25 protein-coding genes are annotated in these 26,453 nt (G+C 71.2%); 9 read left to right on the forward strand and 16 right to left on the reverse strand.

Translation table 11 applies throughout. The features are described 5' to 3' along the window. Nucleotides 1-71: 71 nt before the first annotated feature. The 3 genes from AB0Q90_RS03390 to AB0Q90_RS03400 form a co-directional block, all read right to left on the reverse strand. On the reverse strand, nucleotides 72-716 hold the full coding sequence (locus AB0Q90_RS03390) for a glyoxalase (protein ID WP_363158742.1): 645 nt from the start codon (nucleotides 714-716) through the stop codon (nucleotides 72-74). Nucleotides 717-808: 92 nt separating this feature from the next. Next, on the reverse strand, nucleotides 809-2,254 hold the full coding sequence (locus AB0Q90_RS03395; RefSeq protein WP_363158743.1) for a glycosyltransferase: 1,446 nt from the start codon (nucleotides 2,252-2,254) through the stop codon (nucleotides 809-811). Continuing rightward, nucleotides 2,251-2,412 carry a hypothetical protein gene (locus tag AB0Q90_RS03400; protein WP_363158744.1) on the reverse strand — a complete coding sequence of 54 codons (162 nt, stop codon included), beginning with the start codon at nucleotides 2,410-2,412 and terminating at the stop codon, nucleotides 2,251-2,253. Before AB0Q90_RS03400 ends, AB0Q90_RS03395 begins: the two co-directional genes overlap by 4 nt. Nucleotides 2,413-2,704: 292 nt before the next feature. Here AB0Q90_RS03400 and AB0Q90_RS03405 point away from each other — a divergent pair, with 292 nt between their 5' ends. Genes AB0Q90_RS03405 through AB0Q90_RS03415 form a run of 3 tightly spaced genes read left to right on the forward strand, consistent with a single transcriptional unit; the run spans nucleotide 2,705 to nucleotide 10,805 of the window. Next, nucleotides 2,705-8,191: a glutamate synthase-related protein gene (locus AB0Q90_RS03405; RefSeq protein WP_363158745.1), complete on the forward strand. Its 5,487-nt coding sequence runs from the start codon at nucleotides 2,705-2,707 to the stop codon at nucleotides 8,189-8,191. A gap of 5 nt (nucleotides 8,192-8,196) precedes the next feature. Further along, entirely contained in the window at nucleotides 8,197-9,903 is a 1,707-nt protein-coding gene (locus AB0Q90_RS03410) for a sulfite reductase flavoprotein subunit alpha (RefSeq protein ID WP_363159083.1), read from the forward strand. A gap of 2 nt (nucleotides 9,904-9,905) precedes the next feature. Then, nucleotides 9,906-10,805 (forward strand): hypothetical protein, encoded by a 900-nt coding sequence (locus AB0Q90_RS03415; RefSeq protein ID WP_363158746.1) that lies wholly within the window; start codon nucleotides 9,906-9,908, stop codon nucleotides 10,803-10,805. 19 nt (nucleotides 10,806-10,824) lie between these two features. Here the strand turns inward: AB0Q90_RS03415 and AB0Q90_RS03420 are convergent, their stop codons facing one another. The 3 genes from AB0Q90_RS03420 to AB0Q90_RS03430 form a co-directional block, all read right to left on the reverse strand. Beyond that, complete coding sequence (locus tag AB0Q90_RS03420; protein WP_363158747.1) at nucleotides 10,825-12,600, reverse strand: subtype B tannase; 1,776 nt, start codon at nucleotides 12,598-12,600, stop codon at nucleotides 10,825-10,827. Between the two features lie 522 nt (nucleotides 12,601-13,122). Beyond that, a complete protein-coding gene (locus AB0Q90_RS03425; RefSeq protein WP_363158748.1) occupies nucleotides 13,123-13,425 on the reverse strand; it encodes an antibiotic biosynthesis monooxygenase in 303 nt (100 codons plus the stop codon). A 79-nt stretch (nucleotides 13,426-13,504) separates the two neighbouring features. Then, on the reverse strand, nucleotides 13,505-13,786 hold the full coding sequence (locus tag AB0Q90_RS03430) for a hypothetical protein (protein ID WP_363158749.1): 282 nt from the start codon (nucleotides 13,784-13,786) through the stop codon (nucleotides 13,505-13,507). 347 nt (nucleotides 13,787-14,133) lie between these two features. Here AB0Q90_RS03430 and AB0Q90_RS03435 point away from each other — a divergent pair, with 347 nt between their 5' ends. Together AB0Q90_RS03435 and AB0Q90_RS03440 are read left to right on the forward strand one after the other, a co-directional pair. Beyond that, nucleotides 14,134-14,904: a transglutaminase domain-containing protein gene (locus AB0Q90_RS03435; RefSeq protein ID WP_363158750.1), complete on the forward strand. Its 771-nt coding sequence runs from the start codon at nucleotides 14,134-14,136 to the stop codon at nucleotides 14,902-14,904. Between the two features lie 18 nt (nucleotides 14,905-14,922). Continuing rightward, complete coding sequence (locus AB0Q90_RS03440; RefSeq protein ID WP_363158751.1) at nucleotides 14,923-15,372, forward strand: GNAT family N-acetyltransferase; 450 nt, start codon at nucleotides 14,923-14,925, stop codon at nucleotides 15,370-15,372. Here the strand turns inward: AB0Q90_RS03440 and AB0Q90_RS03445 are convergent, their stop codons facing one another. Beyond that, nucleotides 15,373-16,926: a hypothetical protein gene (locus AB0Q90_RS03445; RefSeq protein WP_363158752.1), complete on the reverse strand. Its 1,554-nt coding sequence runs from the start codon at nucleotides 16,924-16,926 to the stop codon at nucleotides 15,373-15,375. Between the two features lie 101 nt (nucleotides 16,927-17,027). Here AB0Q90_RS03445 and AB0Q90_RS03450 point away from each other — a divergent pair, with 101 nt between their 5' ends. Further along, nucleotides 17,028-17,414 (forward strand): hypothetical protein, encoded by a 387-nt coding sequence (locus AB0Q90_RS03450; protein WP_363158753.1) that lies wholly within the window; start codon nucleotides 17,028-17,030, stop codon nucleotides 17,412-17,414. A 222-nt stretch (nucleotides 17,415-17,636) separates the two neighbouring features. Here the strand turns inward: AB0Q90_RS03450 and AB0Q90_RS03455 are convergent, their stop codons facing one another. Next, complete coding sequence (locus tag AB0Q90_RS03455; RefSeq protein WP_363158754.1) at nucleotides 17,637-18,371, reverse strand: translation initiation factor IF-2; 735 nt, start codon at nucleotides 18,369-18,371, stop codon at nucleotides 17,637-17,639. A gap of 221 nt (nucleotides 18,372-18,592) precedes the next feature. Between AB0Q90_RS03455 and AB0Q90_RS03460 the strand changes: the two genes are divergently transcribed. After that, nucleotides 18,593-19,219 (forward strand): XRE family transcriptional regulator, encoded by a 627-nt coding sequence (locus tag AB0Q90_RS03460; protein ID WP_363158755.1) that lies wholly within the window; start codon nucleotides 18,593-18,595, stop codon nucleotides 19,217-19,219. A gap of 45 nt (nucleotides 19,220-19,264) precedes the next feature. Here the strand turns inward: AB0Q90_RS03460 and AB0Q90_RS03465 are convergent, their stop codons facing one another. Further along, complete coding sequence (locus AB0Q90_RS03465; RefSeq protein WP_363158756.1) at nucleotides 19,265-19,858, reverse strand: TetR/AcrR family transcriptional regulator; 594 nt, start codon at nucleotides 19,856-19,858, stop codon at nucleotides 19,265-19,267. A gap of 122 nt (nucleotides 19,859-19,980) precedes the next feature. On the opposite strand from AB0Q90_RS03465, the gene AB0Q90_RS03470 reads away from it, so the two are divergent. Both AB0Q90_RS03470 and AB0Q90_RS03475 read left to right on the forward strand, forming a co-directional pair. Next, nucleotides 19,981-20,637, forward strand: coding sequence for a peroxiredoxin-like family protein (locus tag AB0Q90_RS03470; RefSeq protein WP_363158757.1), 657 nt, complete (start codon nucleotides 19,981-19,983; stop codon nucleotides 20,635-20,637). Between the two features lie 217 nt (nucleotides 20,638-20,854). Continuing rightward, nucleotides 20,855-21,136: a hypothetical protein gene (locus AB0Q90_RS03475; RefSeq protein ID WP_363158758.1), complete on the forward strand. Its 282-nt coding sequence runs from the start codon at nucleotides 20,855-20,857 to the stop codon at nucleotides 21,134-21,136. Here AB0Q90_RS03475 and AB0Q90_RS03480 read toward each other — a convergent pair whose 3' ends face one another. The 7 genes from AB0Q90_RS03480 to AB0Q90_RS03510 form a co-directional block, all read right to left on the reverse strand. Next, a complete protein-coding gene (locus tag AB0Q90_RS03480; RefSeq protein ID WP_363158759.1) occupies nucleotides 21,137-21,424 on the reverse strand; it encodes a thioredoxin family protein in 288 nt (95 codons plus the stop codon). Between the two features lie 30 nt (nucleotides 21,425-21,454). Next, nucleotides 21,455-22,357, reverse strand: coding sequence for a Crp/Fnr family transcriptional regulator (locus AB0Q90_RS03485; protein WP_363158760.1), 903 nt, complete (start codon nucleotides 22,355-22,357; stop codon nucleotides 21,455-21,457). Next, nucleotides 22,354-22,839 carry a hypothetical protein gene (locus AB0Q90_RS03490; RefSeq protein ID WP_363158761.1) on the reverse strand — a complete coding sequence of 162 codons (486 nt, stop codon included), beginning with the start codon at nucleotides 22,837-22,839 and terminating at the stop codon, nucleotides 22,354-22,356. The genes AB0Q90_RS03485 and AB0Q90_RS03490 overlap by 4 nt, the downstream gene beginning before the upstream one ends. Nucleotides 22,840-22,930: 91 nt before the next feature. Beyond that, a complete protein-coding gene (locus AB0Q90_RS03495) occupies nucleotides 22,931-23,728 on the reverse strand; it encodes a methyltransferase domain-containing protein (RefSeq protein ID WP_363158762.1) in 798 nt (265 codons plus the stop codon). Next, nucleotides 23,715-25,277, reverse strand: a complete 1,563-nt coding sequence (locus AB0Q90_RS03500; RefSeq protein ID WP_363158763.1) for a radical SAM protein — start codon at nucleotides 25,275-25,277, stop codon at nucleotides 23,715-23,717. Before AB0Q90_RS03500 ends, AB0Q90_RS03495 begins: the two co-directional genes overlap by 14 nt. After that, complete coding sequence (locus tag AB0Q90_RS03505) at nucleotides 25,274-25,705, reverse strand: MauE/DoxX family redox-associated membrane protein (RefSeq protein ID WP_363158764.1); 432 nt, start codon at nucleotides 25,703-25,705, stop codon at nucleotides 25,274-25,276. The genes AB0Q90_RS03500 and AB0Q90_RS03505 overlap by 4 nt, the downstream gene beginning before the upstream one ends. A 70-nt stretch (nucleotides 25,706-25,775) precedes the next feature. After that, nucleotides 25,776-26,351: an SRPBCC family protein gene (locus AB0Q90_RS03510; RefSeq protein WP_363158765.1), complete on the reverse strand. Its 576-nt coding sequence runs from the start codon at nucleotides 26,349-26,351 to the stop codon at nucleotides 25,776-25,778. Nucleotides 26,352-26,453 lie beyond the last annotated feature (102 nt).

A 26,453-nucleotide genomic window follows, 5' to 3' on the forward strand; every position in this document is an offset into this window, starting at 1 on the left:
GCCCCAGGCGTTCCGGCGGCTTCGGGTCCCACCTCTTCGGTTCCGCCCCGGGCAGGCCTCGGCCCGCCGCCCTACGCGGCGGCCTCCCAGACGAATCCGTCCGGGTCGGTGAAGGTGTCGGCGGTGCTGCCGAGGACGATGCCGTGCGAGCCGGTGCCGTCGGCGGGAACCCCGAGGTCCTTGGCGAGGCCACGGCGCTTGTACAGCGCCAGCTTGACGGGGCTGGACTGACCGGGGGCGAACTCGGCGTACTTGCCGCCGAAGCTCTTGGCCACGGTCAGGCCCCGGCCGACGTAGAACTGCTTGGTGGCCTTCACGTCCTCGACGCCGAGCAGCAGGACGACCTCGTCGATCTCGCGGGTGGCGGGGCCGGTGTCCTTCCGCGCCGAAGTCGCGATCTTCCAGATCGTCCCGTCGGGGGCCTGAACGACGCCGCCGTAGCCCCACAGCGACTTCGCGGCGGGCTTCAGCACCGTGGCCCCGGCGTCCACGGCGGCGCCGATGAAGCCGTCGACGGTGGCCGGGCCGGACACCGTGAGCGCCAGGGTGAAGCCGCGGAATCCGGTGGAGTGGGCCTCGGACGCCCGCAGGCGCAGGTACGCGTCCACGCCGAAGGCGACGTAGAAGCGGCGGGCGGCCTCGGGGTCGGCCACCTCAAGGGTGACGGACGCGAGGGACGTGGTGGCTGCGGTGGAAGCGGTGGTTGCCATGCCCATCACGCTAGGGTCCGCGCGGCGGCCGGGGCTTCTCGATTCCTGACCGGTCCTGAGACATGCGGTGGTACACACCCTCCCCATTGAAGGCCGCCCTACCCGAGGCCGACCTCGACGCTGGTGCGGGTGCCCCAGCGGTTGATGCGGTGGCAGGTGGCCATGGCGTACAGGTACATCGGCTTCAGGACCAGGGCGCGCCAGAGCATGGTGAGCGGGGCGAGCGCGAACAGCAGCACGGTCTGGCGCAGGGTCATGTCACTGCGCCGGACCGTGAACAGGCGCAGCGACATGAGGTAGCTCATGGCGGTCCCGATGACCAGACCGGCGACCAGCAGGGAGCCGAGGTGGCCGCGCAGGCCGGGGTCGGCGAGCACCACGACGGGAATGGCGATGCCGAGGACGATGTGGACGTACTCGGCGACGGTGGTCCAGAACACGATGCCGTTCGCGGGCATGTAGCGCAGCCACCACAGATGGCGGACGGTGGTGCCGCGCATCCAGCGCATCTGCTGGCGCAGGTAGTGCCGCCACCGCTCCGGGGCGAGGGTGAACACCAGCGAGGACGGCTGGTGGACGGTGTCGCCGGCGAGCAGGCCGTAGAAGGTGAGCATCGAATCGTCGTTCATCTGCATGGGCCGGCCGCGGAAGGTCTCATGCTCGTAGACCCCGGCCGCGTCGCGGACGATGTCCGCGCGGTAGAAGGCGAGTGTCCCGGAGTTGATCGTGACCCGGCCGAGCACCGACTGGGCGCTGCGCAGGCCGCGGGTGAACGGCAGGTAGAGCAGGTTGATCATCCTGGTCAGGGCGTTGGCGTCGTGGTTGAGGACCACGACCTGGCCCGCGACGGAGGTGACCTTCGGGTCGGCGAACGGCTTCAGTCCCTCGGCGACGGCCTCGGGATCCAGGACCGAGTCGCTGTCGAGCGTGACGAACACGTCCGCGTCGTCGTCGGCTAGGACGTGCATCTGGGCGTGGCGCTTGCCGCGGTTGGGGGTGCGGTCCCAGGTGACCTCGACGCCGTGGGCGGCGGCGCGTGCGAAGAGTTCGTCGCGTACGTCGTCGTACGTCATCGGCGTGCCGTCGGGGTGGACCGAGCCGTCGTTCACGACCCGGATGCGGTTCACGGGCCGCGTCTGGATCAGCACCGAGTGCAGGCAGGCGCGCAGGGCGTCGGAGTCCTCGTTGTAGACGGGTATCTGGACGGTGACCTTCAGTGCGTCCAGTCCGGCCTGTGCGTCGGGGGCGGCGGTGCGCGGGCGCTCCAGCCAGGACACCGGGACCCACCACAGCAGCAGGAACGACACCAGCCAGGGCAGGGCCATGCTCCCGGTGTGCCCGGTGGTCAGCGAGGTGATCAGGCTGACGGTGTGCGCGACGCCCCAGGCCAGGAACGCGGTCAGGGGCAGCGCGCCCAGCAGCACGAGACCGCGCGAGGACAGATGCCGGGCCCTGGGCAGCGGGGGCACGCCCGGCCAGTCCCCGGAGGCGGCGGAGCCCTCCGTCCGCTCGGCCGACCCCGCCTCGACGACGCCGGCGCTCACCGCTCGACCGGCCCACGCCCGCGCCGGAACCCCACACGCACCGCGACCGCGCCCACCACCACGGCGCAGACACTGGCCGCGACCAGCCACAGCTGGCCGGTGGCCAGGCCCGTGGCGGCCAGCGTGCCGCCTCCGGTCGAGATCGACGCGTACGACATAAGTCCGCTCCCTAAAAAGTACGACTTTTATTCGTTACGGCACGGCCCCCGGTGATCGCCAGGACCAAGGTCCCGACGGCCGGGCCGTGCGCACTTGACCACAGGGCGGACATTCCTTGCGGTGGCAGTTAGGCGACCCTTACTATCCCTAGTCGCACCACCCAGGGCCTCGACCGTCTCACCCGGTCCGCCCGCGGCGAGCGCTCCACCGACGCAGCCTGGCCGATCCTCCCCCAGTGCCTCAAAGGTCTGGGAGGTACCCCCAGCCGGTATTCGCTCACAGGACCCGCACTTGAATCACGACACCTTCGGTCTGTACGACCCTGCCCGCGACCACAGCGACTGCGGCGTCGGCTTCCTCACCCGCCTCGACGGGGTGCCGAGCCACGACGTCATCCTGAAGGGCCACGAAGCGCTCTGCACCATCCCCCACCGCGGCGGCAAGTCCGCCGAGGGCGTCGGCGACGGCGCGGGGGTGAGCGTCGACCTGTCGGTGGAGTTCTTCGGCGCCCTCACCGGCGAGGAGCTGCGCGCCGGGCACTTCGGCGTCGCCAACTGCTTCGTGCCGACCGATGCCGAACGCCGCGACGACGCCCTCCGCCTGGTCGGCCGGTGCATCGCCGAGCAGGGCTTCGAGACGCTGCTCGTGCGCGACGTACCCGTGGACCACTCCGTGACCCGGCCCGCCGCCGAGCGGTACCAACTGCCCATCGTGCAGTGGGTGTTCCGCGCGCCCGAGGGCTGGGCGCGGGCCGAGGTCGACGCCGCCGCCAACCGCGCGCTCCTCACGATCGAGGCCGCCGCCTACGCCGACGACGTCTACGCCGGGCTGTACCCGCTGTCACTGAGCGCACGGACGCAGGTGCTCAAGGGACGGCTCAACTCCGGTGAAGTCATCGGCTACTTCCGCGACCTGTGCGATCCGCGGCACTCCGTCCGCTCCCTGTACTTCCACACCCGGTTCTCCACCAACACCGAGCCGCACCCGACGATGGCGCAGCCGTTCCGCCTCATGGCGCACAACGGCGAGCTGAACACCGACCGCAAGAACCGCCTGAGCGACGAGGCCCTCGCCCGGGCCCGCACCCGGAGCATCGTGCGGCCGCCGGGGCAGTCGGACTCCTCGCGGCTCGACCAGACCCTGCAGAGCCGGGTGTTCGACGACGGTCTCGACCTCGTCGAGGCGGTCGTGTCGCTGATGCCGCCCGCCTGGGAGAACGACCGCACCCTGCCCGACGCCGTCCGCGACATGCTGGAGTACTTCTCCCTCTACGAGGAGAAGAACGACGGCCCGGCCGCCGTGATCTTCAGCGACGGCGATGTCGTCGGCGCCCGCCTCGACCGGCTCGGCCTGCGCCCGCTGCGTACCGTCGAGACCGCCGAGTACCTGATGGTGGCGTCCGAGGCCGGGCAGGTCGCGTTCCCCGACGACGAGGTCGTGCACCGGGGCCGTATCGAGGCCGGCGGCATGCTCGTCGTCGACCACCGCACCGGCCGCCGGATGCGCACCCGCGAGGTCCTCGACGCCCTCGCCGCGCGCCGGCCGTACAGCGAACTGCTCGCCTCGGCGCGGGTCAACCTCGACGACCTGCCCGCCCCCGACTACTACCGCGGCACCACGACGCTCGGCTACGACGGCGACCTCACGCTCGCCGGGCGGTACGTGGCGTACTCGCTGAACCAGGAGAGCTTCCGGTTCATGCTCGACCCGATGCTCGCCGACGGGTCGGAGCGGATCTCCGCGATGGGCTACGGCAACGCCATCAACGCGCTCAGCGACACCGAGGGCGGCATGGCGAAGTACTTCTCGCAGCGCTTCGCCCAGGTGACGAACCCGCCGCTGGACAGCATCCGCGAGGCCGACGGCATGAGCATGCGGGTCGCCCTCGGCCCGAAGCCCGACGGGACCGGCAGCACGGACGAGCGGCAGCTCGTGGTGTCCTCGCCCGTGCTCGGGCACCTCGACATGGTCCGCCTGCGCGACCAGCGGATCGTGCCGCTGCAGCGGTTCGCCATGCTCTACGACCCCGTCGCCGGGGACGAGGCGGCGAATGCCGACGCGCTGCGCAACGCGGTCCAACGGCTCTGCGACGACGTCGAGCGGTTCGCGGGCGAGCAGGGCGGCATCGCCCTCCTCACCGACCGGGCCGTCTCCTCGACCCGGGCACCGCTGCCCGTCGTCCTCGCCGTCGCCGCCGTCAACCAGCGCCTCATCGAGACCGGGCTGCGGCTGCGCGTCTCGATCGTCGCCGAGAGCGGTCAGCTGGCCTCCTCCCACCATGTGGCGACCGCGCTCGGCTTCGGCGCCTCGGCGGTCTACAGCCTCAGCGCACGGCTGCGCGCCGAGGAGAAGTACCCGAGCGCACCGGCACCCGCGGGCGAGATCACCGGCACCGACCGAGCGCTGGCCAAGTTCCGCAAGGCGGCCGAGAAGTCCCTCGCCAAGACCATGGGCCGGGTCGGGCTGTGCACCGCGGAGAGCTATATCGGCGGCGAGTTCTTCGAGCCGAACTACCTCGACACCCGCGACGACATCTTCGCGCGGATCTTCCCGCACATGGAGGCCCCGGTCGGCGGCGTCGGGTTCGCCCGGATCGCCCAGGCCGCGACGGAGTGGCACGAGCGGGCCCGTACCGTGGCGACCGAACAGCAGATCCCGCTGCTCGGGCTGTTCAAGGAGCGCTCGGACGGCGCCGGGCACTCCTTCGGCGTCACGGCCGTGCGCGGCTTCGGCGACATGACCGAGGAGAAGCCCGAGTTCGGCAAGGACGGTGACCCGGACGCGCTGCGGCTCCTCACCCTCGGGCAGCTCGACGACGCCTTCGGCATCACCGACGCCGCGTACCGCAACACCGGGTACGACGCGCTGAGCGACGCCGAGATCGACGCGTTCCGAATCACGCCCGGGTACCGCGCCTTCCTGCGGACCACGCACGAGGAGCGGTCGCGTCGCCCGGCCGCCCTGCGTGACGTGCTGGCGCTGCCCGCGGACGTGACCGGGCTGCGTACGCCGGAGGACTTCGCGCGGGAGCTGGGGCGGTTCTCGACGAGCGGGAACGCGAGCGTGACGGTGCGCGGCGTCACCGTGACCATCGGGGACACCGCCCGCCTGAGCCTCCACGAGGGCGGCATCGACCGCCACACCGCCCTCGCCGAAGGCCTCGCCCTGGCCTACCCCGGCGAGGTCGAGACACTGGAGGTCTCCGAGGACAGCGTCGTCGTCACCTCCGCCCCTCTGCTGACCCTGCTCGCCAAGGCCCCCAACAGCGTCCCCCTGGACGAGGTCCAGCCCGCCCACGAGATCACCCGCTCCCTCGCCTCCGGCGCGATGAGCCACGGCGCGCTCGTGGCGACCGCGCACGAGGCCGTTGCGCACGGCACGAACATGGTCGGCGCCATGTCGAACAGCGGCGAGGGCGGCGAGCACCACTCCCGCTACGGCACCATCCGCGGATCGAGGATCAAGCAGTTCGCGTCCGGCCGGTTCGGCATCTGGGCGGGCTATCTCGCCGACCCGATGCTCGAAGAGCTGGAGATCAAGATCGGTCAGGGTGCGAAGCCGGGCGAGGGCGGGCAGTTGCCCGCGCCGAAGGTCACCGTGGACATCGCGGCGGCGCGCGGCGGCACTCCGGGCATCGAGCTCATCTCCCCTCCCCCGCACCACGACACGTACTCCATCGAGGACCTGGCCCAGCTCATCCACGACTGCAAGGCCGCCCGGGTGCGGGTGATCGTGAAGCTGGTGTCCTCGGAGGGCATCGGCACCATCGCGGTCGGTGTCGCCAAGGCCGGCGCGGACGTCATCAACGTCGCCGGGAACACCGGCGGTACGGGTGCCGCGGCCGTCACCAGCCTGAAGTACGCGGGGCGTTCGGCGGAGATCGGCGTCGCGGAGGTGCATCAGGCGCTCGTCGCGAACGGGCTGCGGCAGAAGGTCGTCCTGCGCTGCTCCGGCGCGCACCAGACCGGCGGCGACGTCGTCACCTCGGCTCTCCTCGGGGCCGACAGCTTCGAGTTCGGCACGACCGCGCTGATGATGCTCGGCTGCGTCATGGCGAAGAACTGCAACGTCAAGTGCCCCGCCGGGCTCACCACGAACCCCGAGGTCTTCGAGGGCGACCCGCGCGCGCTGGCACAGTACCTCCTCAACATCGCGCACGACGTACGGCAGATCCTCGCCCGCCTGGGCCTGCGCTCCCTGCGCGAGGCACGAGGCCGCACCGACCTGCTGCAACTGCTCGACCACCCGGCGAGCGTCGGCCGCCTCGACGTGCGCCGACTGCTGGCGCGCGTGCCCGAGAAGGTCGTGGACGACCCGGAGTACCTGGAGAAGGACTTCACCACCGACGACGCACTCATCGAGCGGATCCGCACGGCGCTGGTGGAACGGCGCGAGCCGTCCGTGCTCATCGAGGGCATCCGCCTCGGCAACAGCGACAAGTCGGTGGGCGGGCAGTTCTCGATCGACGTCGAGCGGCTCCTCAACCACGAGGTGAGCGGCGGCCTTCCCGCCGTCACCGCCGACGACCGCGGCCGTCGCCGCCTCGTCGACGGCGCCGTGCGCCTGCGCACCACCGGCTCCGCCGGGCAGTCGTACGGCGTGTTCTGCAACGACGGCATCACGCTGGAACACACCGGCACCGCCAACGACGGCGTCGGCAAGAGCCAGAGCGGTGGCCGGATCGTCGTCCGCGCCCCGGGCGGCGGCAGCGCCGAGCGCGGCGGGAACGTGCTCGTCGGCAACTTCGCGCTGTTCGGCGCGACCGGCGGCCGGACGTTCGTGCAGGGCGAGGCCGGTGACCGGTTCGCGGTACGGAACTCCGGCGCGACCGCGGTCGTCGAAGGCCTGGGCGACTTCGGCTGCGAGTACATGACCGGCGGCACCGTGCTGAACCTCGGCGGCTTCGGCAAGGGCCTCGGCAACGGCATGAGCGGCGGATTCCTCTACCAGTACGACCCCTCGGGCGAGCTGTCCGGCCGGGTGAGCGCCGACTCGCTGCTCGTGTTCCCGGTGACGGACACCGAGCACGGCGCCTTCCACGAGGCCGCCGTACGGCTGCTCCTGGCCTGGCACCTGGAGGCGACCGGATCGCCCCTGGCGGCCCGGCTGCTGGAGGACTGGGAGGCCGAGCGCGAGCATGTGTACTGCGGGATGCCCCGGGCGCTGCTGCTCTACCAGGACGCGGGGGAAATCCTCGCCGCGGCCACCCGAGGCGAACTCCTCGACGAGCTGGCGACCTCGATCGCCTCCGACAAGCTCCGCGCGTTCAAGGTCGACTACCGCGACCGCCGCACCGTCCTCGGCGGCCGTGCCCCGGCCTTCGGCGACCAGGGCAGCGACGACATGTTCGCTCTGCTGTCCTCGTACACGGTGCTCGGCGTCGCCCAGGACCTCGCGCTGAAGCGGGTGCCCGGCGCGAGCGGCCCGGACGATCCGCGGGTCGCCGAGGCCGTGCGCAACCTCGTCCTCACCGAGGACTTCTTCGTCAGGCAGCGAGTGGTGAAGTACCTGCGCGGCACGCTGGAGCGGTTCGCCGACGACGAGCTGGCCACCCTCATCGCGGTCAAGCGCCTCGACGACTACAAGAGCGCGCTGCGGCAACGCAACAACCTCAGCGTGGACGCCCCCGGAACCTACGGCTGGATCATGCACCAGAACACCAAGAACGCCGGCCGCGTCCGCGCCGCCCGGTTCGACGAACTGCTCGCGACCGCCGCGCTCGACGACATCGCGGGCCGCAGCATCCCGCAGGCCCCCACCGAGGCGGTGACCGCGTGACCCTCATGCCCCCGACCGGAGCCCTCATCCCGGCCGACGCGCCGTTCTCCGCCGCGCAGGAGTCCTGGCTCGCCGGATTCATCGCCGGCATCGCCGCCGCCGGACGCCGCAGCAGCGCGGCCTCCGACACACCCACGGCAACGATCGACGTCCTGTACGGCACCCAGACCGGCAACGCCGAGTTCCTGGCCGGCGAACTCGTCGCCGGGGCCCGCGCCCGCGGCCTCGGCGGCACGGCCACCGCACTCGACGACATCACACCCGAACAACTCGCCGCGATGTCCCACGTGTTGGTCGTCACCTCCACGTACGGCGAGGGCGAGATGCCCGACAACGCCATGCTGTTCTGGGAGGCACTCCAGGCCGAAACGGCTCCGCGCCTTGAGCAGTTGAGCTACGCGGTCCTCGGGCTCGGCGACCGCGGCTACGACGACTTCTGCCAGGCGGCGAAGCTCATCGACACGCGGCTGGAGCAGCTGGGGGCGTCCCGGTTGCACGAACGCGTCGACTGCGACGTGGACTTCGAGGAGCCCGCGGCACAGTGGACGGCGGCGGTGCTGGAGCGGCTGGCCGCGGAAACCGGCGCTGCCCCGGTGGCCGTGGCGGACCCGGCCCCTCGGGCCCGCTCGGCGTGGAACAAGCGCAACCCCTACCGCTCCCGGCTCGCCGAGAACCGGCTGCTGTCCTCGCCGGGCAGCGCGAAGGAGATCCGCCACTACGAGTTCGACCTCGGCGACAGCGGCATCACGTACGAGGCGGGCGACGCGCTGGCCGTCGTACCGGTCAACGACTCCAGGCTCGTCGACGAGCTCCTGGAGCACCTCGGCGGAGGCGACGACGAGGAGGTCGCCGACCTGCTGCGCCGCGAGCTGCGCGCCCCGTCGAAGGAGCTGATCGCCGACCTCGTCGAGCGGGCACCGGCGAGCGAGCTCGCCTCGGTCGTCGCGCACGGCGACCGCTCCGACCTCGACTCCTGGCTGTGGGGCCGGGACATCCTCGACCTGCTCCGGGACGCCGGTTCCGCGTCCCCGGGCCTCAGCGAACTCCTGCCGTTCCTACGGCCGTTGCAGGCACGGCAGTACTCGATCTCGTCGAGCCCGCTCGCCCACCCGGACCGCATCCACCTCACCGTCGCCTCGGTCCGCTACGGCACCGGACAGCGCCGCTACGAGGGCGTCGCGTCGACGTACCTCGCCGACCGGGTCGACGGCGCCATCGGCCTCTACGTCCAGCCGAACGCCTCCTTCGGCGTCCCGGCCGACGACGACACCCCGATGGTCATGATCGGCCCCGGCACGGGCATCGCGCCGTTCCGCGGCTTCCTGCACGAACGGGCCGCGCGCGGCGCGGCCGGGCGCAACTGGCTCTTCTTCGGCGACCAGCACCGCGCCACGGACTTCGTCTACGAGGACGAACTCACCGAGCTGCACAAGCGCGGCGTGCTCACCGAGCTGGACCTGGCGTTCTCGCGCGACCAGGCCGAGAAGATCTATGTGCAGACGCGGATGCGGGAGCGGTCGCGCGAGCTGTACGCGTGGCTGGAGGAGGGAGCGCACGTCTACGTCTGCGGTGACGCCTCCCGCATGGCCAAGGACGTCGAGGCGGCCCTGCTGGGCGTCATCGCCGAGCAACGCGGACGCGGGGACGACGACGCCGCGGAGTACCTGGCGGACCTGCGCCGGGCCAAGCGCTACGTACGGGACGTGTACTGAGCATGACGGAGCAGGATGGTTGCGCGTTCGAGGGGTGCTGCGGCCGGCGCAACAGCCGCGTGCGGCTGATCGATGCGCGGATGCCGGAGCTGGCCCAGTGCCTGACGCTCTTCCAGCACGTACAGGCGGTCACCGGAGGTCCGGTCGCGCGCATCGACCAGGCCGGCAGTTACGACGTCCCGAGCCTGCGCGGCGACGCGTTCGCCGTCCGCCCGGGCTCGATCGCGCTGCGCCTGGACGGTGCCGGTGTGGCGTCGGCGGTGGTCGCACGGGACGAGAGCACCGGCTCGGTGGCCCTGCACCTGTTCGACGCGGACGGCCGGACCGTGCACGAGGGGCGGCTGCTGTCCGAGGGGGACCGGCTGCTGGTCGGGCTCGCCCGCACGGTCCACGCCGGAGCACAGGTCACGGGAGCACAGGTCGCCCCCGCGGTGCCGGACTGGGAGTACGGCGACCAGCTCGCCCAGCTCGACGCGGTCCTGGTGGACGGCGGCCGCGCCCGGCGCGCGGCGTTCGACCGGTACCGCGGCGAGCACCGGCCGATCGACGCCGGCGTCCTGCCCGCCGTACTCGACCATGTCTGCTCCGTCGGGCTGCCGATCGGCGTCGCGGTGTTCGCCCCGGCGGCCATGCAGGCGTGCAGCGGCCGCGTGCACGTCACCGACCGGACCGTCGGCGGGCGGGTGTTCGCGGCGGTCGCCGAGAGCTCGGTGGAGATCGACCTGGCGCGTGTCCGGGCCTGCCACCTCGTCCGCTCGACGGCGGCCCACGGCCCGACCTCGGCGCTCGAACTCGACGACGAGGACGGGCGCTGCGTCGCCGTCATCACGCAGTTCGGCATCGTCGCGCAGGACGTGCACGCGGCGTGGGAACACCTCGCGGCGTCAATGCCGGACGCCTGACCGGTCGTCCGCGGCCGGGCTATCCCTGGCGGCCGGTGTCGAGCGGGTCGCCGGCCTCGCCGACGACCTTGGCGATCCAGGCCACGGCCTCGGGCACGTCGTAGTTGCCGGCGTGCGGCTGGTTCCAGGCGAGCTGGTAGTTCAGGTCCTTGACCTGCTTGTCGGCGGCGAGCGCCCGGTCGAGGTTGACCGAGACGGTGAATGCGGTGTCCCGGTCACGGGTGCCGTGGCGGACGTACCAGTTCGGTGCGGTGTCGGCGCCGGTGCCGATGAAGTCCATCGGGTCGATCAGGTGGACCTGGTCGTCGACGGTGGTGCTCTTCCTGCTGGTGTACTGGTCCCAGGTGAGCCCGGTGTCGTCGAGGCCGCTGCCGTCGCCGGCGACATCGTTGTGATTCCAGCTGAACTCGGTGTAGTTCATGTACTTCTGCGCCGGCGGGCCGAAGAGGTCGGTCTCGGTGCCGCTGGTGGTGTTCCCGTTGACGCCCACCGCGTCGAAGGCGGGGGTCGTCTTGAGCGTGGCCTGGGTGGCGACGAAGGCGAGGTACTTCGCCATGTCGAGGGAACGCACCTTGCCGGTTGCGGTGTCGACGTCGATCCAGTCGTTGACGTACGTCTTGGTGGTGGGCGGGCGCCCGGAGGTGATCTCGAAGGTGCCGCCCAGCGGCGGGATCGTATGGGCGGGATCGGCCTTCAGATAGGTCTCCGCGGAGCGGATGACCTCGTCCTTGATGGTGTCGAGCATGGTCGCGGCGGTGAGCCGGGAGCGGTCGGGGTTGCGCAGCCCGAGGCTCTTCTCGTACGCCGCGAACTGCGCCGCGATCGCGGCGGCGTCCTCGGGCGACGGGTTCGAACCGACGGTGTCACGGGTGGCGAGGACGTTGTACAGCCACTCGTAGGCCGCATCGGCGTTGCCGAGGTCGGTGATCGGGCAGTACGCGTTGACGGCGAAGACGTCGTCGCGCAGGGTGCTGCGGTCCTTGGCGTCGATGCCGGCGGCGCCGACCGCGGCGAGGTATTGGTGGTACTCGGCGCTGTTGCCGGAGGCGCCCAGGATCGACACCAGTGCGCCGCCGCCGCTGGTGCCGTTGACGACGATCCGCTCGGCGCTGCCGGGCATCGTGGCGTCGTTGAGGCGCAGGTAGCGCACGGCGGCCTTGGCGTCGACCACCGCCGCCGGGGCCTTGCCGGGGGCGGAGCCGTCGGCGCCGAGCAGACCGCGGCTGCGGCTTGCGACGTCGACGAAGACGTATCCGGCCTTCAGGGCGGCGCCGACGTTGCTCGTCGAGCTGTTGTAGGCGGTGCCGTCGGTGACGCTTGCCCTGATGTAACTGGCTCTCCAGCCACCGTTGTTCACCGCGAAGTAGACCGGCGTCCGCTGGTCGTCGAAGGCGCTCTCGGGGACGAAGACGTTCATGCTCTGGTAGCCGCAGGCGGTGTTGGGGATTGTGGTACCGCTGCCGGGCTGCTGTGCGGCCGCGGCGACCGGCTTGGCGACGTAGCAGATCTCCTTGTACCAGCGCACGTTCATCGGCCGGCCGTCCACGGTGACGGTGATCGTCGTGTAGGCGGCGGAGTCGAAGTCCAGCGCGGAGTCCTGCGGATCCGCGGCAGGGTCACGGCTCTCGGCAGCAGCCACCGCGACGGAGGCCGGCACCACGGCGGCCGTGAGGGCGAGAGAGCCCGCGATCGCCAGGCCTGCCAGGAGGTGGTGGCGGATCACCGGGCGTCCTTCCCGTATCCCCGCCGAGTGCGTGAGTGCCTCGCGCCCGAAGGACGCAGAGTGCCGCTGCATGGGGTCTCCCCTCATCGAGCACCAAGTGCTTCGCCGATGCCTCAGGTCAAGGCGAGACGCACGCTACAAGATTGTTAACAATATGCACAGCAATATCGCAGACGTTTTCTCGGGACGGCACAGTCCCACGTTGAGCAGGTGCCGCTGTAACCACGGCACGACCGGGCGGAGACACCATGACGTCTGGGCTGCGGCGGATGCGCCACGTAAAGCCGCCGGTGACAGATCCAGCCCGCAGCGCCGCCTGGTAACAGGCACTCCTCGGCCTCGCACTCGCGGCCGAGTTCGCCGAACAGGGCGAGATCCGCGGCGTGCTGCTCGTCGACCCGGACGGCGGCTACACAATTGCCCTGCGCGTCCGGCGGTACTGCGCGAGCGAGCCGGACGTCACGGACTTCGACTACCTCGTTCGGGACCGACGGCCAGGTCACCACCTACTCCACACCCCGCCTGGCTCCACCCGGGGAACCTGGGTAGAGCCACACGCTGCCACCAACCCCGGGCTCGTCAACACCCCCTGCTTCAGGGGACCTTCGGCTCCGCGAGCAGGTCGTCGACGATGCGCAGCCGGGTCTCCGGGAAGTACTCCGCGATCGCTTCGCGCATCATCGCCTCGCCCTCCGGCTCGGGTACGGCACACCGGGTACGGGTCTCCTCGTCCGGCCAGCGGGCGTACGCCACCCAAGTGCCGTCGTCCGCCTGGTGCAGTCGAGACCCGTAGCTTCCGCACTCACGGTGGATCGCCACCGTCACCCGATGCCAGCCGTCCACGAGCAGTTGCTCTTTCCCCTCATGGACGCGCCACCGATAGATCACCGCGAACATGCGTACTCCCCCTCGGACTTGATCCACACCGAAGGTTAGACGACATGCCCCGGTCGGCCACCGGGTTCGGCGGCTCAGGTCACGGGACGAGGGAGTTGTACAGTTCGACGATCGTCGTGCCGAAAGGCGGGGCGCCGATTTCCTTCGCCGCGGGGATGACGGCTTCCTCCAGGAAGCGCCGGAAGTCAGCCTCCGACTCCCAGATGTCGACAACCTGCCAGCCACCGTCCTCGCCCGGTGCGGCGAAGTGGGCGATGAGGCCGGCGGGCGGGTTGGCGCGGTCCGGGATCACGCGGTCGAACGTCTGCTGGTAGAGCTCCTGGTTCCAGTCCACCGCTTGGTTGTGCACCAGAACAGTCATGGCGGATTCCTCGATTCGCACGCATAGACCGTTCCCCCTGTTTCGACGCTACGCCGGTTGCCCGGGAGCGGCGAACTGTCACGCACGCGGGCTCCCCTACCGACCGAGAGGAAGTTGGGTCAGCCCAACTTCCCATTTCCGGTCCGCACCGCGGCCGCCATGCCTGGCGGCAGCCGTGGAGAAGTCGAAGCAGCTCAAGGCGTAAAGGTCGCCGCCCGGCGGACCGCTTCGACGGCGCCCGGGGTGCCGGGACCGCGTCCGCCGGGAGCGAGTTGAACGCGTTCAACTTCCCTGGCACGATACGTCCTGTCACCCGGAGGCGGGTGCCGGACGAGAGGACCACGGTCATGACGAGCTCACTGCTCATGCCGCGAGGCCGTGCCCGCGAGGGAACGGCCCGCGCAGCGGGAAGTACCGCCCCGACGCGGATCCTCGACTGGGAGCACCCGTCCGTCGCCTCGCTGCTCGGGCAAATCGACCTGCCGGACGCCGCGGACCCCGTCCACCGGCTGGCGGCCCTGCGCCGGGCCCACCGTTGGATCGCCACGTCGGTCCGGCCGGTGTACTCGGTGCAGGACGAGCGGCCCGTGTCGGAGGTGCTGCGCCGTGGCCGCGGCTCGTGCAGCCAGCGGCTGGCGATCCTGGAGTCCGTAGCGCGGGCGTCCGGGGTGGCCACGCGGGTGCGGGGTCTGCTGGTGGACGGCAGCTTCTGGTATCCGCGCTTTCCCCGGCTGCACAGGATCGTCCCCCACCAAGTGGTGCTCGCCTGGCCCGAGTTCCACATCGAAGGCCTCTCACCGACCGCCCCCTGGCTGACGGTCTCGGAACTCTTCGGCGGCCTGGACGAGTTGAGCAACGGTGGCGGCGGCTTCACCAACTCCGGTACGGAGACGCTCTTCGAGGCGCTGTCCCGCACGGCGATCGACTGGGACGGCACGACCGCCTGCCCTAGCGACGGCGCCGCGTGCGACCTCTCGGCCCATGTCCTGGCGGACCTCGGCCACTTCGACTCACGCGACGAACTCTTCGCCCGGCACGGCCAGACGCTGTGCGGGATGGCCCGGCTGCTGGCGGAGCCGGTCCTCGGGCGTCGGTCTGCGGGGGCTCGGGGAGCCTGACGCACTAGTCTGACGATCATGGCGGACTGGGAAATCCGGCCGGCTGCGGCGGCGGACGTCAAGGCGGTGGCCGAGTTGCGGGCCGTGGTGCTGCGGGCGGATCTGGAGCGGCTCGGGCGGTACGACGAGCATCGGGTGCGGCAGCGGCTGCGGGACGGGTTCGCTCCGGCGCACACCTGGGTGATCGAGGCGGGCGGCGCATTCGCCGGCTGTGTGTCGCTGCGGCCGGCCGCGGACGCCCACTGGCTGGAGCACTTCTACCTGGCCCCGCACCTGCAGGGCAGCGGCATCGGTACGGCCGTGCTGTGCGGGCTGCTGGAACAGTGCGACCGCGAGGGAACCCCGGTCCGGCTGAACGTACTTCAGGGCAGTCCGGCCCGGCGGCTGTACGAACGCCACGGATTCACTGCGGAGACCGAGGATCCGGTGGACGTGTTCATGCTGCGCAAGCCGCAAGCCACAAGGTGATCACCAGGTCTCTCGTGACACCGGTGGCTCCCCCCTCGTCGCCGACCGCACCAGATCCACCATCACCCCAAGCGGCAAAGACGGATTGGCGGCCGCCGCCTCCGCCACCCGCTCGCCGGTGTCGCCGAGGAGTTCCACGACGACCGTCGGCGGAAGTCCCGGATGGCCGGCGGCGACGGGCCTCGCCTGCCGGTCCGCAAGGCAGGCAAGAAGTGCCGGAGCAGTGGCGTGGCGGTGCCGGGCTATCTCACGGAACGCCTTCTGTACAGGAGGTTCGTGCCGGGTGAGGTCTTCCAGGAGCGCCGGTGCGGCGTCGGGGTTGGTCGCGACCTTGGCGACGACCTGGACGCCGTACCGCCGGACCATGGCGCGCAACTGCCCGTCGGACAGGCCCGGATGGGCGGCGACGGACTTGACGACCTTCGCGTCGGGATCGTCGGCCAGCGCATCGCGGACCTCGTCCGGCAGATCACGCCGCAGCGCAACGAGCATCCGCACGGGCGCGCTGGGCGACTGGGCCAGCTCCGCCACCTCGGCGGGCGAGGCGGCCGCGATGCGGGGCAGCAGCGTGGCCCCGATCTTGGTGGCGGCCGCCAGCCGGACGAGCACGTCGAGCGGCACGTGCGGGTTGTGCGCGAGGCTGCGCCGCACGTCCTGGTGCGGGTCGTCGGCCAGTGTGCGCATCGTGGCCTCGTCGATCGCGGGATTCTCGGCGAGATCGGCGCGGACGCCGGGGACGGGATCCAGAGCGAGCCGACCGGCCACCGCCGGGGGCAGGTCGGCGCGGGCGGCAAGTGTCCAGCGCAGCAAGGCCGATGGATGGTCGACGAAACCGACGACGGCTTCGACGGGCGTGGCCGGATTCCGCAGCGCCGCCTCCTGCATGGCGTACACGGTGGACTGGTGAGAGCCGTCGCACGCGGCACCCGGCGGCAGTTCGCAGTCGAGCCGCGGGCAGTGCGGATCGTGCACGAACGGTGTCTCCTCACGGTCACACACCTCGCACCGCTCCGCGGGAGGCAGCCCCTCGCCACCGATCAACCGCGCCAACACGACCGGGGGCGTGGCCTCGTTGGCCGCCACCGCCCGGCGCACCTCGGCATGCGGATGCTCCGCCAGGGCGGCGGCCTGCTCCGCCGTCGTCCACAACGCGAGTTCCGCCACGACGCGTACGTCGGCGTCCGCGGCCAGCGCCTTCACGACCTCGGGCGGAAGGCCCGAGCACCCGGCCAGCTTCTCCCGACGCCCGACCACCGGATCGGCGACGAGAAGACGCCCCCACTCCGAATCGCCGGCCCCCTCGTCCAGCAACGCAAGCGCGGCGTCGGGCCGGGCCACGGGATCGATGTCGTCGGCGGTCAGCCTTCCCTCGTAGGCGAGTTGTACGGCACTTCCCTCGACCCGCGCGGCCAGCGCCACCGCCTGCCCACGACTGAGGTCCGCGCGCCCGGCGAGATCGACGGCGATGTCGGCGTCCGCGACCGAGATCAACCGGTCGACCAACTCGGGCGGAAGGCTGGGGTTGGCGGCGAGCCCGCACAGGACATGGTGCACAGGGGCATCCTGCCTGGACCGCGCCCGATCGGCCCACCGATTTCTGCGCCCCTTCGGATCACCACGCGTGCCTGCAGAGATCCGGCTGTAGCATCCTGCGGATGATCAGTCAGGGGTGGCGGGCAGCGATCGGCGCCGCGGGGGCCGTAGCTCTGTGCTGGGGTGTGGCGGGCGCGGTTCATCTGGGCTTCGAGCGGCGCGGCAACGGCAGGCGTGCGGACTCCTGGAGTCTGCCGGAGGGCGGTGGGTGGTACGAGTTCGCGGTGGTGGCCGGCGCCGTCGTGACGCTCTACTCCGTGCCTGGGCTGCTGCGCCGCAAGGCTTGGTGGCCCTCCTTGAGCCTGAGCCTCGGCGCCGGTGTGGGCGTCGTCTCGGTGCTGGCCCTGGGGCAGGGAACGCGGTACTGGGTCGCTGCCGCGGTCATGATGGCGGCCGGGACGGCGGCACCGCTGGCCAACCTGCGCTGGGGGCGCCGTAATCCCCTCTGAACCGGGCCCGCCCACGGGCCGACCCGATTGGTCGGGGCTTGCTGGGCTGAGGCGCTCCGGCCCTCGATCTTGCCGCCGAGCGCCGACTGTGGTGCTGTCCCACAGCCGGTACGGATCGCCCGTGGTCCCGCCCGTGCTACGCCGCGGTCGCGCCGCGCCACCCCGGTCCACCGATCCCGATGGGCAGGCGGGCCGGTGGCCGGAGGGAGCCAGGCACCCCTTTCAGTGCGGTGCCGGACTCGGGTCCAGGGCGTTTCCGACGGTGCAGCCGCCCTCTCCGGGCATCCGTTGGATCCGGGGCGGCACCCACACCTCGGTGGCGCCGGGGCCCACACGGGCAAGGAGGCAGTCCTGCGGGTCGAAGCCGTTGCCCTTTACCGACAGGAGAACGCCGACCCGGCCGCCGTCCGTCTTCACCTCGGTACGAATCGCCGGATGCAGGTCCAGGGCGGCGAGGCTACGGCGCACCTCGGCCTCGTCCACCCGGCCGCCCTCCGGCACCCGGGGAAGCTTCGCGCGGAGCTCCTCGTACGGCAGCCGAGGCGGTTCGGGTGGCGGGGCGAAGGTCAGCGGAGGACCATCCGGGCAGTCCACATCACGGGGCTCCTCACGCCACTCCGACTTGGGCGACACCCGCACAGCGAAACAGCGCCGCACGGCGACCTCCTCAGAGTCGAACCACCCGTTGTACGCCAAGCCGGACGTGCGGACGACCACGTCGACGCCGTCCCCGTCGTGTGTCGAGGTACCCGTCACCCGCAGTACTTCCACCCCGTCGATGCCGGAAGCGGAGCGCCCCACCTCCTCCGCCGTGCGCGGACGCTGGCCGTACAGCCGCTCGCCCGCCTTCCTGGCCACCTCCCGTGCCGCATCCGTCGCCTCGTCCTCGGAGGACTGCACGACCCCGCAGCCGACCGTGAACAGCAACAGCGGGGCGAGCAACAGCAGTCGACGCATGCGTCCACCCTTCCGGCGCCCCGCGAGGCGGGCAACCGCTCGCGTACCCAGACCGGCACAGGTGATCGTACTCAGCCGGTGCGACGATCGGACGTGGCGCACCCCGTGAAGTTCGGGCGGCGGGCGTACGCCCCGATCTCGATCCTCATCGGGGGGCGGCGACGCCGCAGAGGCAGGAGGGCTCGGGAGATTGCTCTGTCGGCTGGTGGGAGGGTGTGGCCATGGAGATGGCCAACCGCACGCTGACGGTGGACGTGATCGCGGCACTGACGTACTGGCCCGGCGTTATCTGGGGAGGTCAGAAGAACCCTCCGGACCCGGTGGATCTCAGTGTCCTACCCCCTTTCTTCAACGAGGTGTTGCGGGGACTTCCCTGGTGGAATCGAGACTGGAAGGTCAGCCACGTCGAGCCGGGCCATCCCCTGGAGATCGAGAGTGATCACCACGGTCACCCTTCAAGGTTCACAGAGGTGTCGGTGCCGGGCACGGTCGGTTCCAGCGAGGGCGAGAGCCTGCCGTTTGTTGCGAAGGTCGGGTTTGCGGGTGACCAACTGATCCGGTTTCAAGCAAAGATGGGCGACGTGGTCCTCGGTCCTGCCGTTGCCCCTGCTGGGCGGCTGGAGCCACATCCGTTCGCCAGGGTCCTCACCGGGTTGATGGACCTGCGCGGCATTCCGGTCGGAGTGATGGCGAGGGAAACCGCACGATCGATGTCCACCATCCACATGCTTCGCAGCGGAAGGCATAACCCGGAGCCGTCTCTTACTCAGGAGATCGCCAAGGTTCTGGGCATGTCCGAAGCGGACGTCGTAGTCATCGCTGGACTCGACGACGGCAGTACGCACTAGATGTGAGGAGCAGACCTGACCGGTCGGCGTGTGACCGGTCAGGTCTCATCGCGTGCGCGTCACGGAGCCGATCGCCGCCACCACGGTCCGGCGCAGCTGCTCGGCATCGGCCCCGGCGCGGGAGCGCAGGTTCACGCCGTGGGCGAGGAGGGCGAGGATGTCGGCCGCGGATTCCGGATCGGTCCCGTCGGCCAGTTGGCCCCGGGTCTGTGCTGCCCGGAGCGCGGTGTGCAGGGCATCGCGCAGCCGCTGGTGCTGGCGGTCGAGGAGCGCGCGTACTTGTGGGTCGTCGTTCTCGGTGCCGGCGTGCGCGTTGGAGACCATACAGCCCCACTGTGCGAACTCTCCGGCGCACCGGGTCTCGATCAGCGTGGTGAAGAACTCGGTGATGGCAGGCAGGCCGCCGTCGCCTTCGCGGAGCCGGGCGAGGTTCGGGCCCGAGCGGTCCTCGACGTAGCGTTCGAGGGCGGCGCGGTACAGCTCCTGTTTGCCGCCGAAGGTGGCGTACAGGCTGGAGCGGTTGAGTCCCGTTGCCTCGACGATGTCCTGGATCCCGGTGGTGGCCACGCCCTGCCGCCAGAACAGCCGCGTCACTGTACCGAGCACGGCGTCCGGGTCGAAGTGCTTGACGTCCGGCATAGCCACCCCACCTCGCCATCTTGAACTGCCAATTCCAAGATAGCGCCTGAACCGTTGACGTGGAGCGCACTCCAAGCCCTATCTTGAAACAGTCGTTCCAAGTTGATCGGAAGGAAGAACCCGTGAGCGTCAACGCCGAACTGCGCGCCTTCTTCGACAGCCGCCAGGAACAGATCCCCGCCGACGTCCGCGCCGTAATGCACCGGGCCGCCCGGGAGTTGGCCGAGTCCGGCCAGGCGGACCGGTCCCTGGCCGTGGGCGCCAAGGCGCCGTCCTTCACCCTGCCGGCGGCCACCGGCGAGACCCTCGCCCTGGACGATCTGCTCACCGAAGGCCCGGTGGTGCTGACGTTCTACCGCGGCGCCTGGTGCCCGTACTGCAACATCGCCCTGCGCTCGCTGCAGCGGCACCACGACGCCATCACCGCCCGCGGCGCCCGCCTGGTCGCCGTCTCACCCCAGATCCCCGACGAGTCCCTGTCGTACGCCGAAAAGAACGAGCTCGCCTTCGACGTGCTGAGCGACCTCGGCTGCGACACGGCCAAGCAGTACGGCCTCGCCTTCGACCTCCCGGACGACCTCGCGGCCGTCTACGAAGGCTTCGGCATCGACCTGCACCGCTCCAACGCCGGCCACGCACGCACCCTGCCCGTCCCGGCGACCTACGTCATCGACCGGACCGGCACCATCCGTTGGGCCTTCGTCGACACCGACTACACCACGCGCGCCGAACCCGCCGACATCCTGGACGCACTCGACGCGCTCGACGCGCTCGGCTGAAAGGGCGTTGCGGGCGGCGCGGGCCGCGGAACCGATCTTCCCCCCGCGCTGTCTGGCCAAGCATGGAAAGCGTTCTGTTCCTGGCCCTCACCCTCGGGCCGTTCCTGGCACCCGTCGTCTGTGTGATCGCCGCCGTGGCGCTCGCCCGGCGCGCCTGCAAGCGGCCGGCCAGGGGTGGCACCTGCCGGGCGTCGCGTCGTGCGCGCTGGTCGCGGTCATGGCCGGCGCGGCGGCGTTCGGTGCGTACGCGTGGGGCGTGATGTCGGGCTTCTACATCCTGGACCCGGACCAGATGTGCGCGGCGCAGGGCGTACGGGGCGATCACGTCGTGACGCGGGGCACCCTGCCGGTCAGCGCGCAGTGCGTCACGTCGGACGGCGTGGGCACCGAGCTGGTGCCGGACTGGGTGAATCCCGTGATCTTCGCGGGGCTGGCGCTGCTCGTGCTCTCCGTCATGGCGGGAACTCTCGCGGGAGTGCGGCGGCACCTCGCCCGCTGACTACTCGGGGTGGGAGGCGGCGAGGGCCGCTCGGATCTGCCGTACCGTCGGTGGGTCGCCGACGTGGCAGGAGAGGCTGGGTGGTTGGCCCGGTGGGGAGAAGGGGTCGCTCCCGTCCACGAGGAGGGTCGGCGAGCCGTGCATTCCGGTCCGCTCGGCCTGCTCGGGGTCGGTGATCTCGCGCCAGGTGACGGTGACGTCGGGGCGATCCGCGAGGGCCTCGTCCAGGCGGGCGCGCAGCAGTGGGGTGTGCGGGCAGTCGGGGACGGTCAGCACGGTCAGTCGCATCGGGTGCCTCCCTCGGTCCGGTTGCGGGTGTCAGCCGGCCGCGTCGTTCAGGCGGGGCAGGTCCAGAACCGTGATCCGGCCGCGGGACAGGCGGAGCAGACCGCGGTCGGCGAAGTCGTGCAGGACCTTGGTGCAGGTCTCGCGGGAGGTGCCGGCCAGGGCTGCGAGCTGCTCGTGGGTGAGGCTGATCTGGGGGTGGCGCGCGCCGGGGCGGAGCCGGGCCGTCGCGGTGTCGTCGCGGGTGGCGAGCGTGGTCAGGGTGGTGGCGAGGCGCTGCGGTACGGACTTGAACACGCTGTCGGACAGGCGCTGTTCGAGGTCGGCCAGGCGCCGGCCCAGGATCTCCGTGATCCGGGCCGCGATCCGGGCGTCGGAGAGCAGGAACTTGTGCACGTCGGCTCGGCTCATCACGCAGACCGTGACGTCGTCGAGGGCCTCGGCGAAGTTGTCGTACATGCGCTGGCCCAGCAGTGCCATCTCGCCGAAGATCGTGCCGGGGCTGATGATCGCGCAGGTCAGGGCGCGGCCGTCGGCGGAGACGCGGAAGATGCGGACGCGTCCGCGTTTGAGGATGAACAGGACCTCGCCGGGTTGCTGCGGGCTGTGCAGGATCTCTCCGGCCGTGTACGTCTTCATCGGGGCCGCGGCGGCGATGGCGTCCATCTCCGCCTCGCTGAGGTCGCGGAAGATGTCGACCTCGGAGATGCACCAGGTGCGGTCCGGGGCGTCGGCTGCGTCGTCGCGGTCGATCATGCGGTGGGTCTCCTCGCGTCGCCCGGGGGCCCAGGGCGGGGGCGCGGCGCCCCAGACCGGTGTGGCCAGGGCATCGGCGTCCTCGGTCAGACAGTACGACAGGGGGCCGCCGCCGCGCTGTGTGGCGCCCCCCGGCGCGGTGCCGGGGTCGTCCGGCGTCGTGGGCGGGGCCGGTGTCATCGGCCGGACGAGCCGGCGCGCCCGCCCGTCGCCCGTGCGATGCCGGCGTAGGTCAGGCCCGCGAGCAGGCCGAACACCAGGTGGCCGCCGAGGCTGGAACGGGTGACGTCGTTCCAGTCGAAGACCGGCATGCCCATGTTCGCCGGCATGATCCACAGGGCGCCGAGCACCCACCACACGGCACCGTAGGCCAGTCCGAGTACGACGGCGGGCACGGGCCTGCGGGCGAACTCGCCCAGCAGGACACCGAAGCCGACCCCGGCGAAGAGCGCGATGCCCAGGTGGATCAGCCAGCCGACGAAGGCGTTGGTGGAGCCGAGCAGCCCGGCCACCATGGTGATCATCGCGGTGTCCGCCATCGGCCGCGACACCGACATCCAGATGCCGAACCCGACGCCTCCGACGAGCCCGGCGACGGCGCCGTACAGCGCATGGACAGGGATAACGGCGGCGGTGGGCGAGACCCGCAGGGTGGTGGTCATGATGAGGTCCTCTCGTGCTGGTGTCTGCTCCTCTCGACGCTAGGAGGGCAGCCCGGTGCGGGTATGTGAGGGCGCTTACGTACGAGGGCGGTTATCTGTCGCGTGTCTTCTCCGCTACGAGGAGGCCGTAGCCGAGCAGCCCCTCGGCGACGGCGGCGCGCGCCGCAGCCAGGAGGTGCGGGGCGGCCTCCCAGTCGACACCGGTGGCGGCGAGCCGGGTGCCGGCGGTCAGACGCAGCAGGTCCAGCCGCGCCTCGATCTGGTCGATCATGTGGGTCATGGCCTGGTCGTGCCGCTCGGTGCGGATGGTGCGCAGTCCGGCGGCGGACAGCAGGGCGGCGTACTCGTCGAGGGGGCGGGCGTCGGCGATGCACGCGATCCGCGCGCCGAGACCCGTCAGTTCGGGTGGCAGCCGGTCGCGGGTGGCGGTGACGTCCGTGATACCTACCCGCCCGCCGGGCCGCAGGACGCGTGCGAACTCGGCGGCGGCGCGAGCCTTGTCGGGGAACGTGCACAGGGCGCACTCGCACACCACGGCGTCGAACCCGCCGTCGGGGAAGGGCAGTTGCTCGGCGTCGCCGGTGGTGAAGGCGGTGCGCCCGGTGAGACCGGCGGCCGATGCGGCGCCCTGGGCGAGGGCGGTGTTGGCCGGGGCGTAGTCCACGCCGTCGACGTGGCAGCCGTAGGCGTCGGCGAGCAGCAGGGCGGTGGTGCCGCGCCCCGACGCGACGTCGAGGACCCGGTGCTCCGGGGTGAGTGACAGGCCGTCGGCGAGGCGCCGGGTGAGGGCGGTGCCGCCCGGGTGGTAGGAGTCGCCGAGGAGCAGGGCGACGGCGTCCGAGGAGTACGCGGCGGCGCAGCACGCCTTGAGGTGGTCATCGGTGGTCATCGTCCGCCGCCTTCCGTGTGGCGGTCTTGGAGCCGTACGGCGTGTCGGTGAGGCGGTCGGCGAGGGGCAGCGCGTTCGGCGCGACCTGCTCGACGGGAACGCCGGAGACGGCCGCGCGGACCTGCTCGCGGTAGCCGACGGAGTTGTACGCGCAGAACGGGATCAGCCGGCCGTCCGGGGTGATCTCCTCCACGCAGCACTTCATCAGCTGCTTGACGTTGAGGGTGTAGGGGTCCTGGAAGTCCTGTACGACGATCATGAACGCTTTGTCGTCGAGGTCCTTCACCGCGGCCGGCAGGTCGATGCCGCACGCGTCCTCGCAGTTGAGTGCCTCGGCGGTGGCGCGCAGTTTCTCCTCGGTGGTGGCCGTGCCCATGAACGCCGAGGCCGACCAGAGCCGTTCCAGCGCCTCGCGGATGCCGCTGTCGGGCAGGACGCGGTTGGTGACGTAGTCGAGGTGGTCCTCGACCTGGAGCAGCCGTGGAATGGGGACGACGGTGCGGTTGCCCGGGTCGCCGTCCACCAGCAGGTAGGTGATCGAGCGGCAGGTCGGGAAGCAGCAGGGAACGGGGAAGAAGTCGCCCTTGCGGAACCAGCCCGGGAGTTGCTCCTGGAGGAGGCGGATCACGTCCGGGTTCGTCAGCCGGTTCAGCGGATCGAAGGGGACGTGCCGGCCGGAGTGGGTGACCGGCTGGAACGCGACCGCCCGCACCGCCGGATGATCGACGCCGTACTCGACGACGGCACCCAACTCGTGTTCGTTGAGCCCGCGTTCGACGGCCGCGACCAGGGTGACGGTCAGTCCTGCCGCGGCGCAGTTGTCCAGGGCCCGCTGCTTGACCGCTCGTAGGTCCCGGCCCCGGATCGCGCGGTGGGTGCGCTCGTCGAGGCCGTCGAACTGGAGGTAGACGTTCACCGACCGGCCCGGCACTTGGTTGCGCTCGCCCAGCTCGGCGACGAACCGCCGGTCGCTCGCGAGGCGGATGCCGTTGGTGTTGAGGGTGACGTTCTTGATCGGGCGGGCCTGGGCGAGGTCGATGAAGTCGAGGAGATGCTTGTGGATGGTGGGCTCACCGCCGGAGAACATCACCACCTCCGGCTCGCCCTCGGAGGCGACGAAGGCGTCCAGCATGGCCGCACACTGCTCGTGGGTGATGGAGTAGCCGTCGGGCTGGTGGCCGGAGTCGGCGAAGCAGATCGGGCAGTCGAGGTTGCAGCCGGTGTTGACCTCGATGATGCCCAGGCAGGCGTGCTGCTTGTGCTCCGGGCACAGCCCGCAGTCGCTCGGACAGCCGTCGCGGACCTCGGTCTGGAAGGTGAGCGGGATCGTGCCGGGCTTGTTGAACCGGGCCGAGGCTAGGTATTCCTCCGCGTCCCCGTAGACGAGGGCCTCGAACTCGCCGTGCTCGCGGCAGCGCTTGCGCAGATACACCTTGCCCGCACGGATGTTGACCTGCGCGTCCACCGGCGTCTTGCACAACGGGCAGATCGACTTGGTGAACTCGATGAACACCTCGTCCCTGTCCTGCTTCTTCGGTGTGGTCGTCATCGGGCCTCCAGGGTGAGGGGGGTGTGAGGGTGCCGTCGGGCGCCGCGCAGCAGTACCGCGGCGTAGAGCAGGGTCAGGGCGTCCTGCACCAGGACGAACCAGCTGAGCCGCTGGGTGAGGTACAGGCCGAAGCAGCCGCAGTTGTCCACCCTCACCCCGCGCGCGAACGCCTGCACGCCCAGCGCGCTCCAGGTCAGCGACACGGCCGTGTACGTCCAGACCGGTGCGACCGCCATGGAGCGGGGCCGGCCGAGGAACCACAGCCCGCACGTCAGCTCCCCGACGATCAGCAGCACGGCGAGCAGGGCCGCCGCCGTCCCGTGCACCAGGCCGTACGCGCCGAGGATGGCGGGCATCCGGGTGAGGGAGGCGAGTTGGCCGACGGCCATCGCCGTGGCGAGCGTGCCGAGCACCAGTCGCAGCACCATGCCTACGACGCTATGGGCGCCGGCGCGGCGGGGACTGTAAGCGCGCTCACCGAACCGGGCCGGGATGCGCTCACCGCCCCGAGGCCGCCGCCCGGCGCTCGGCCTCGGTCCGGACGGAGTCGAGCGACGCGGCCACCGTGTCCTGCCACCGTGCGGCCACCGCCGCGCCCCACCACTGGCCCGGACGCCACAGGTCCGTCCCCATCCGCCCCTCGTACACCAGCCGCGTCCCCGCCCCGCGCTCGCTCAGCACGAAGGACTCGGTGACGTACGGCACGGGGCCGCGCACCAGCCGGAAGTCGACCCGCTCCGGGCGGGTGAACCGTACGGTCTCCACCGTGACCGCCGTCAGGCGTCCGCCCGCGACAGGGGTGAAGTGCTCGGCCAGCACCAGGTCGCTGCCGCGTTCGAGGACGTTCAGCTTCTCCCGCATGGCCCGCGGCGTGCGGCCCAGATACGGCCTCGCGACGACCTCGAACACGAGCTCCCGGGGAGCGGAGATGTCCACCGTCTGCGGCCCCAGCGGGCGGGTACGCCTGCCGACTCCGAGGTCGACGGGCAGCGCCCCGGTCACCAGCCCCAGATACCCGGCGGCCAGCCCCCCGCCCGCCGCCGCCACCATCGCCGTCCGCCGCAACCACGCCACGAGGAGCACTCCTTGTCGTCCACGTCGTCCCGAACCTCTCCGGGCACGACGCTACGGCCGACCCGCCGGGTCATCGGTGAGCGCGCTCACGTTTCCTCGCGG

The organism is Streptomyces sp. NPDC079141, from assembly GCF_040686775.1.
Taxonomy (GTDB): domain Bacteria; phylum Actinomycetota; class Actinomycetes; order Streptomycetales; family Streptomycetaceae; genus Streptomyces.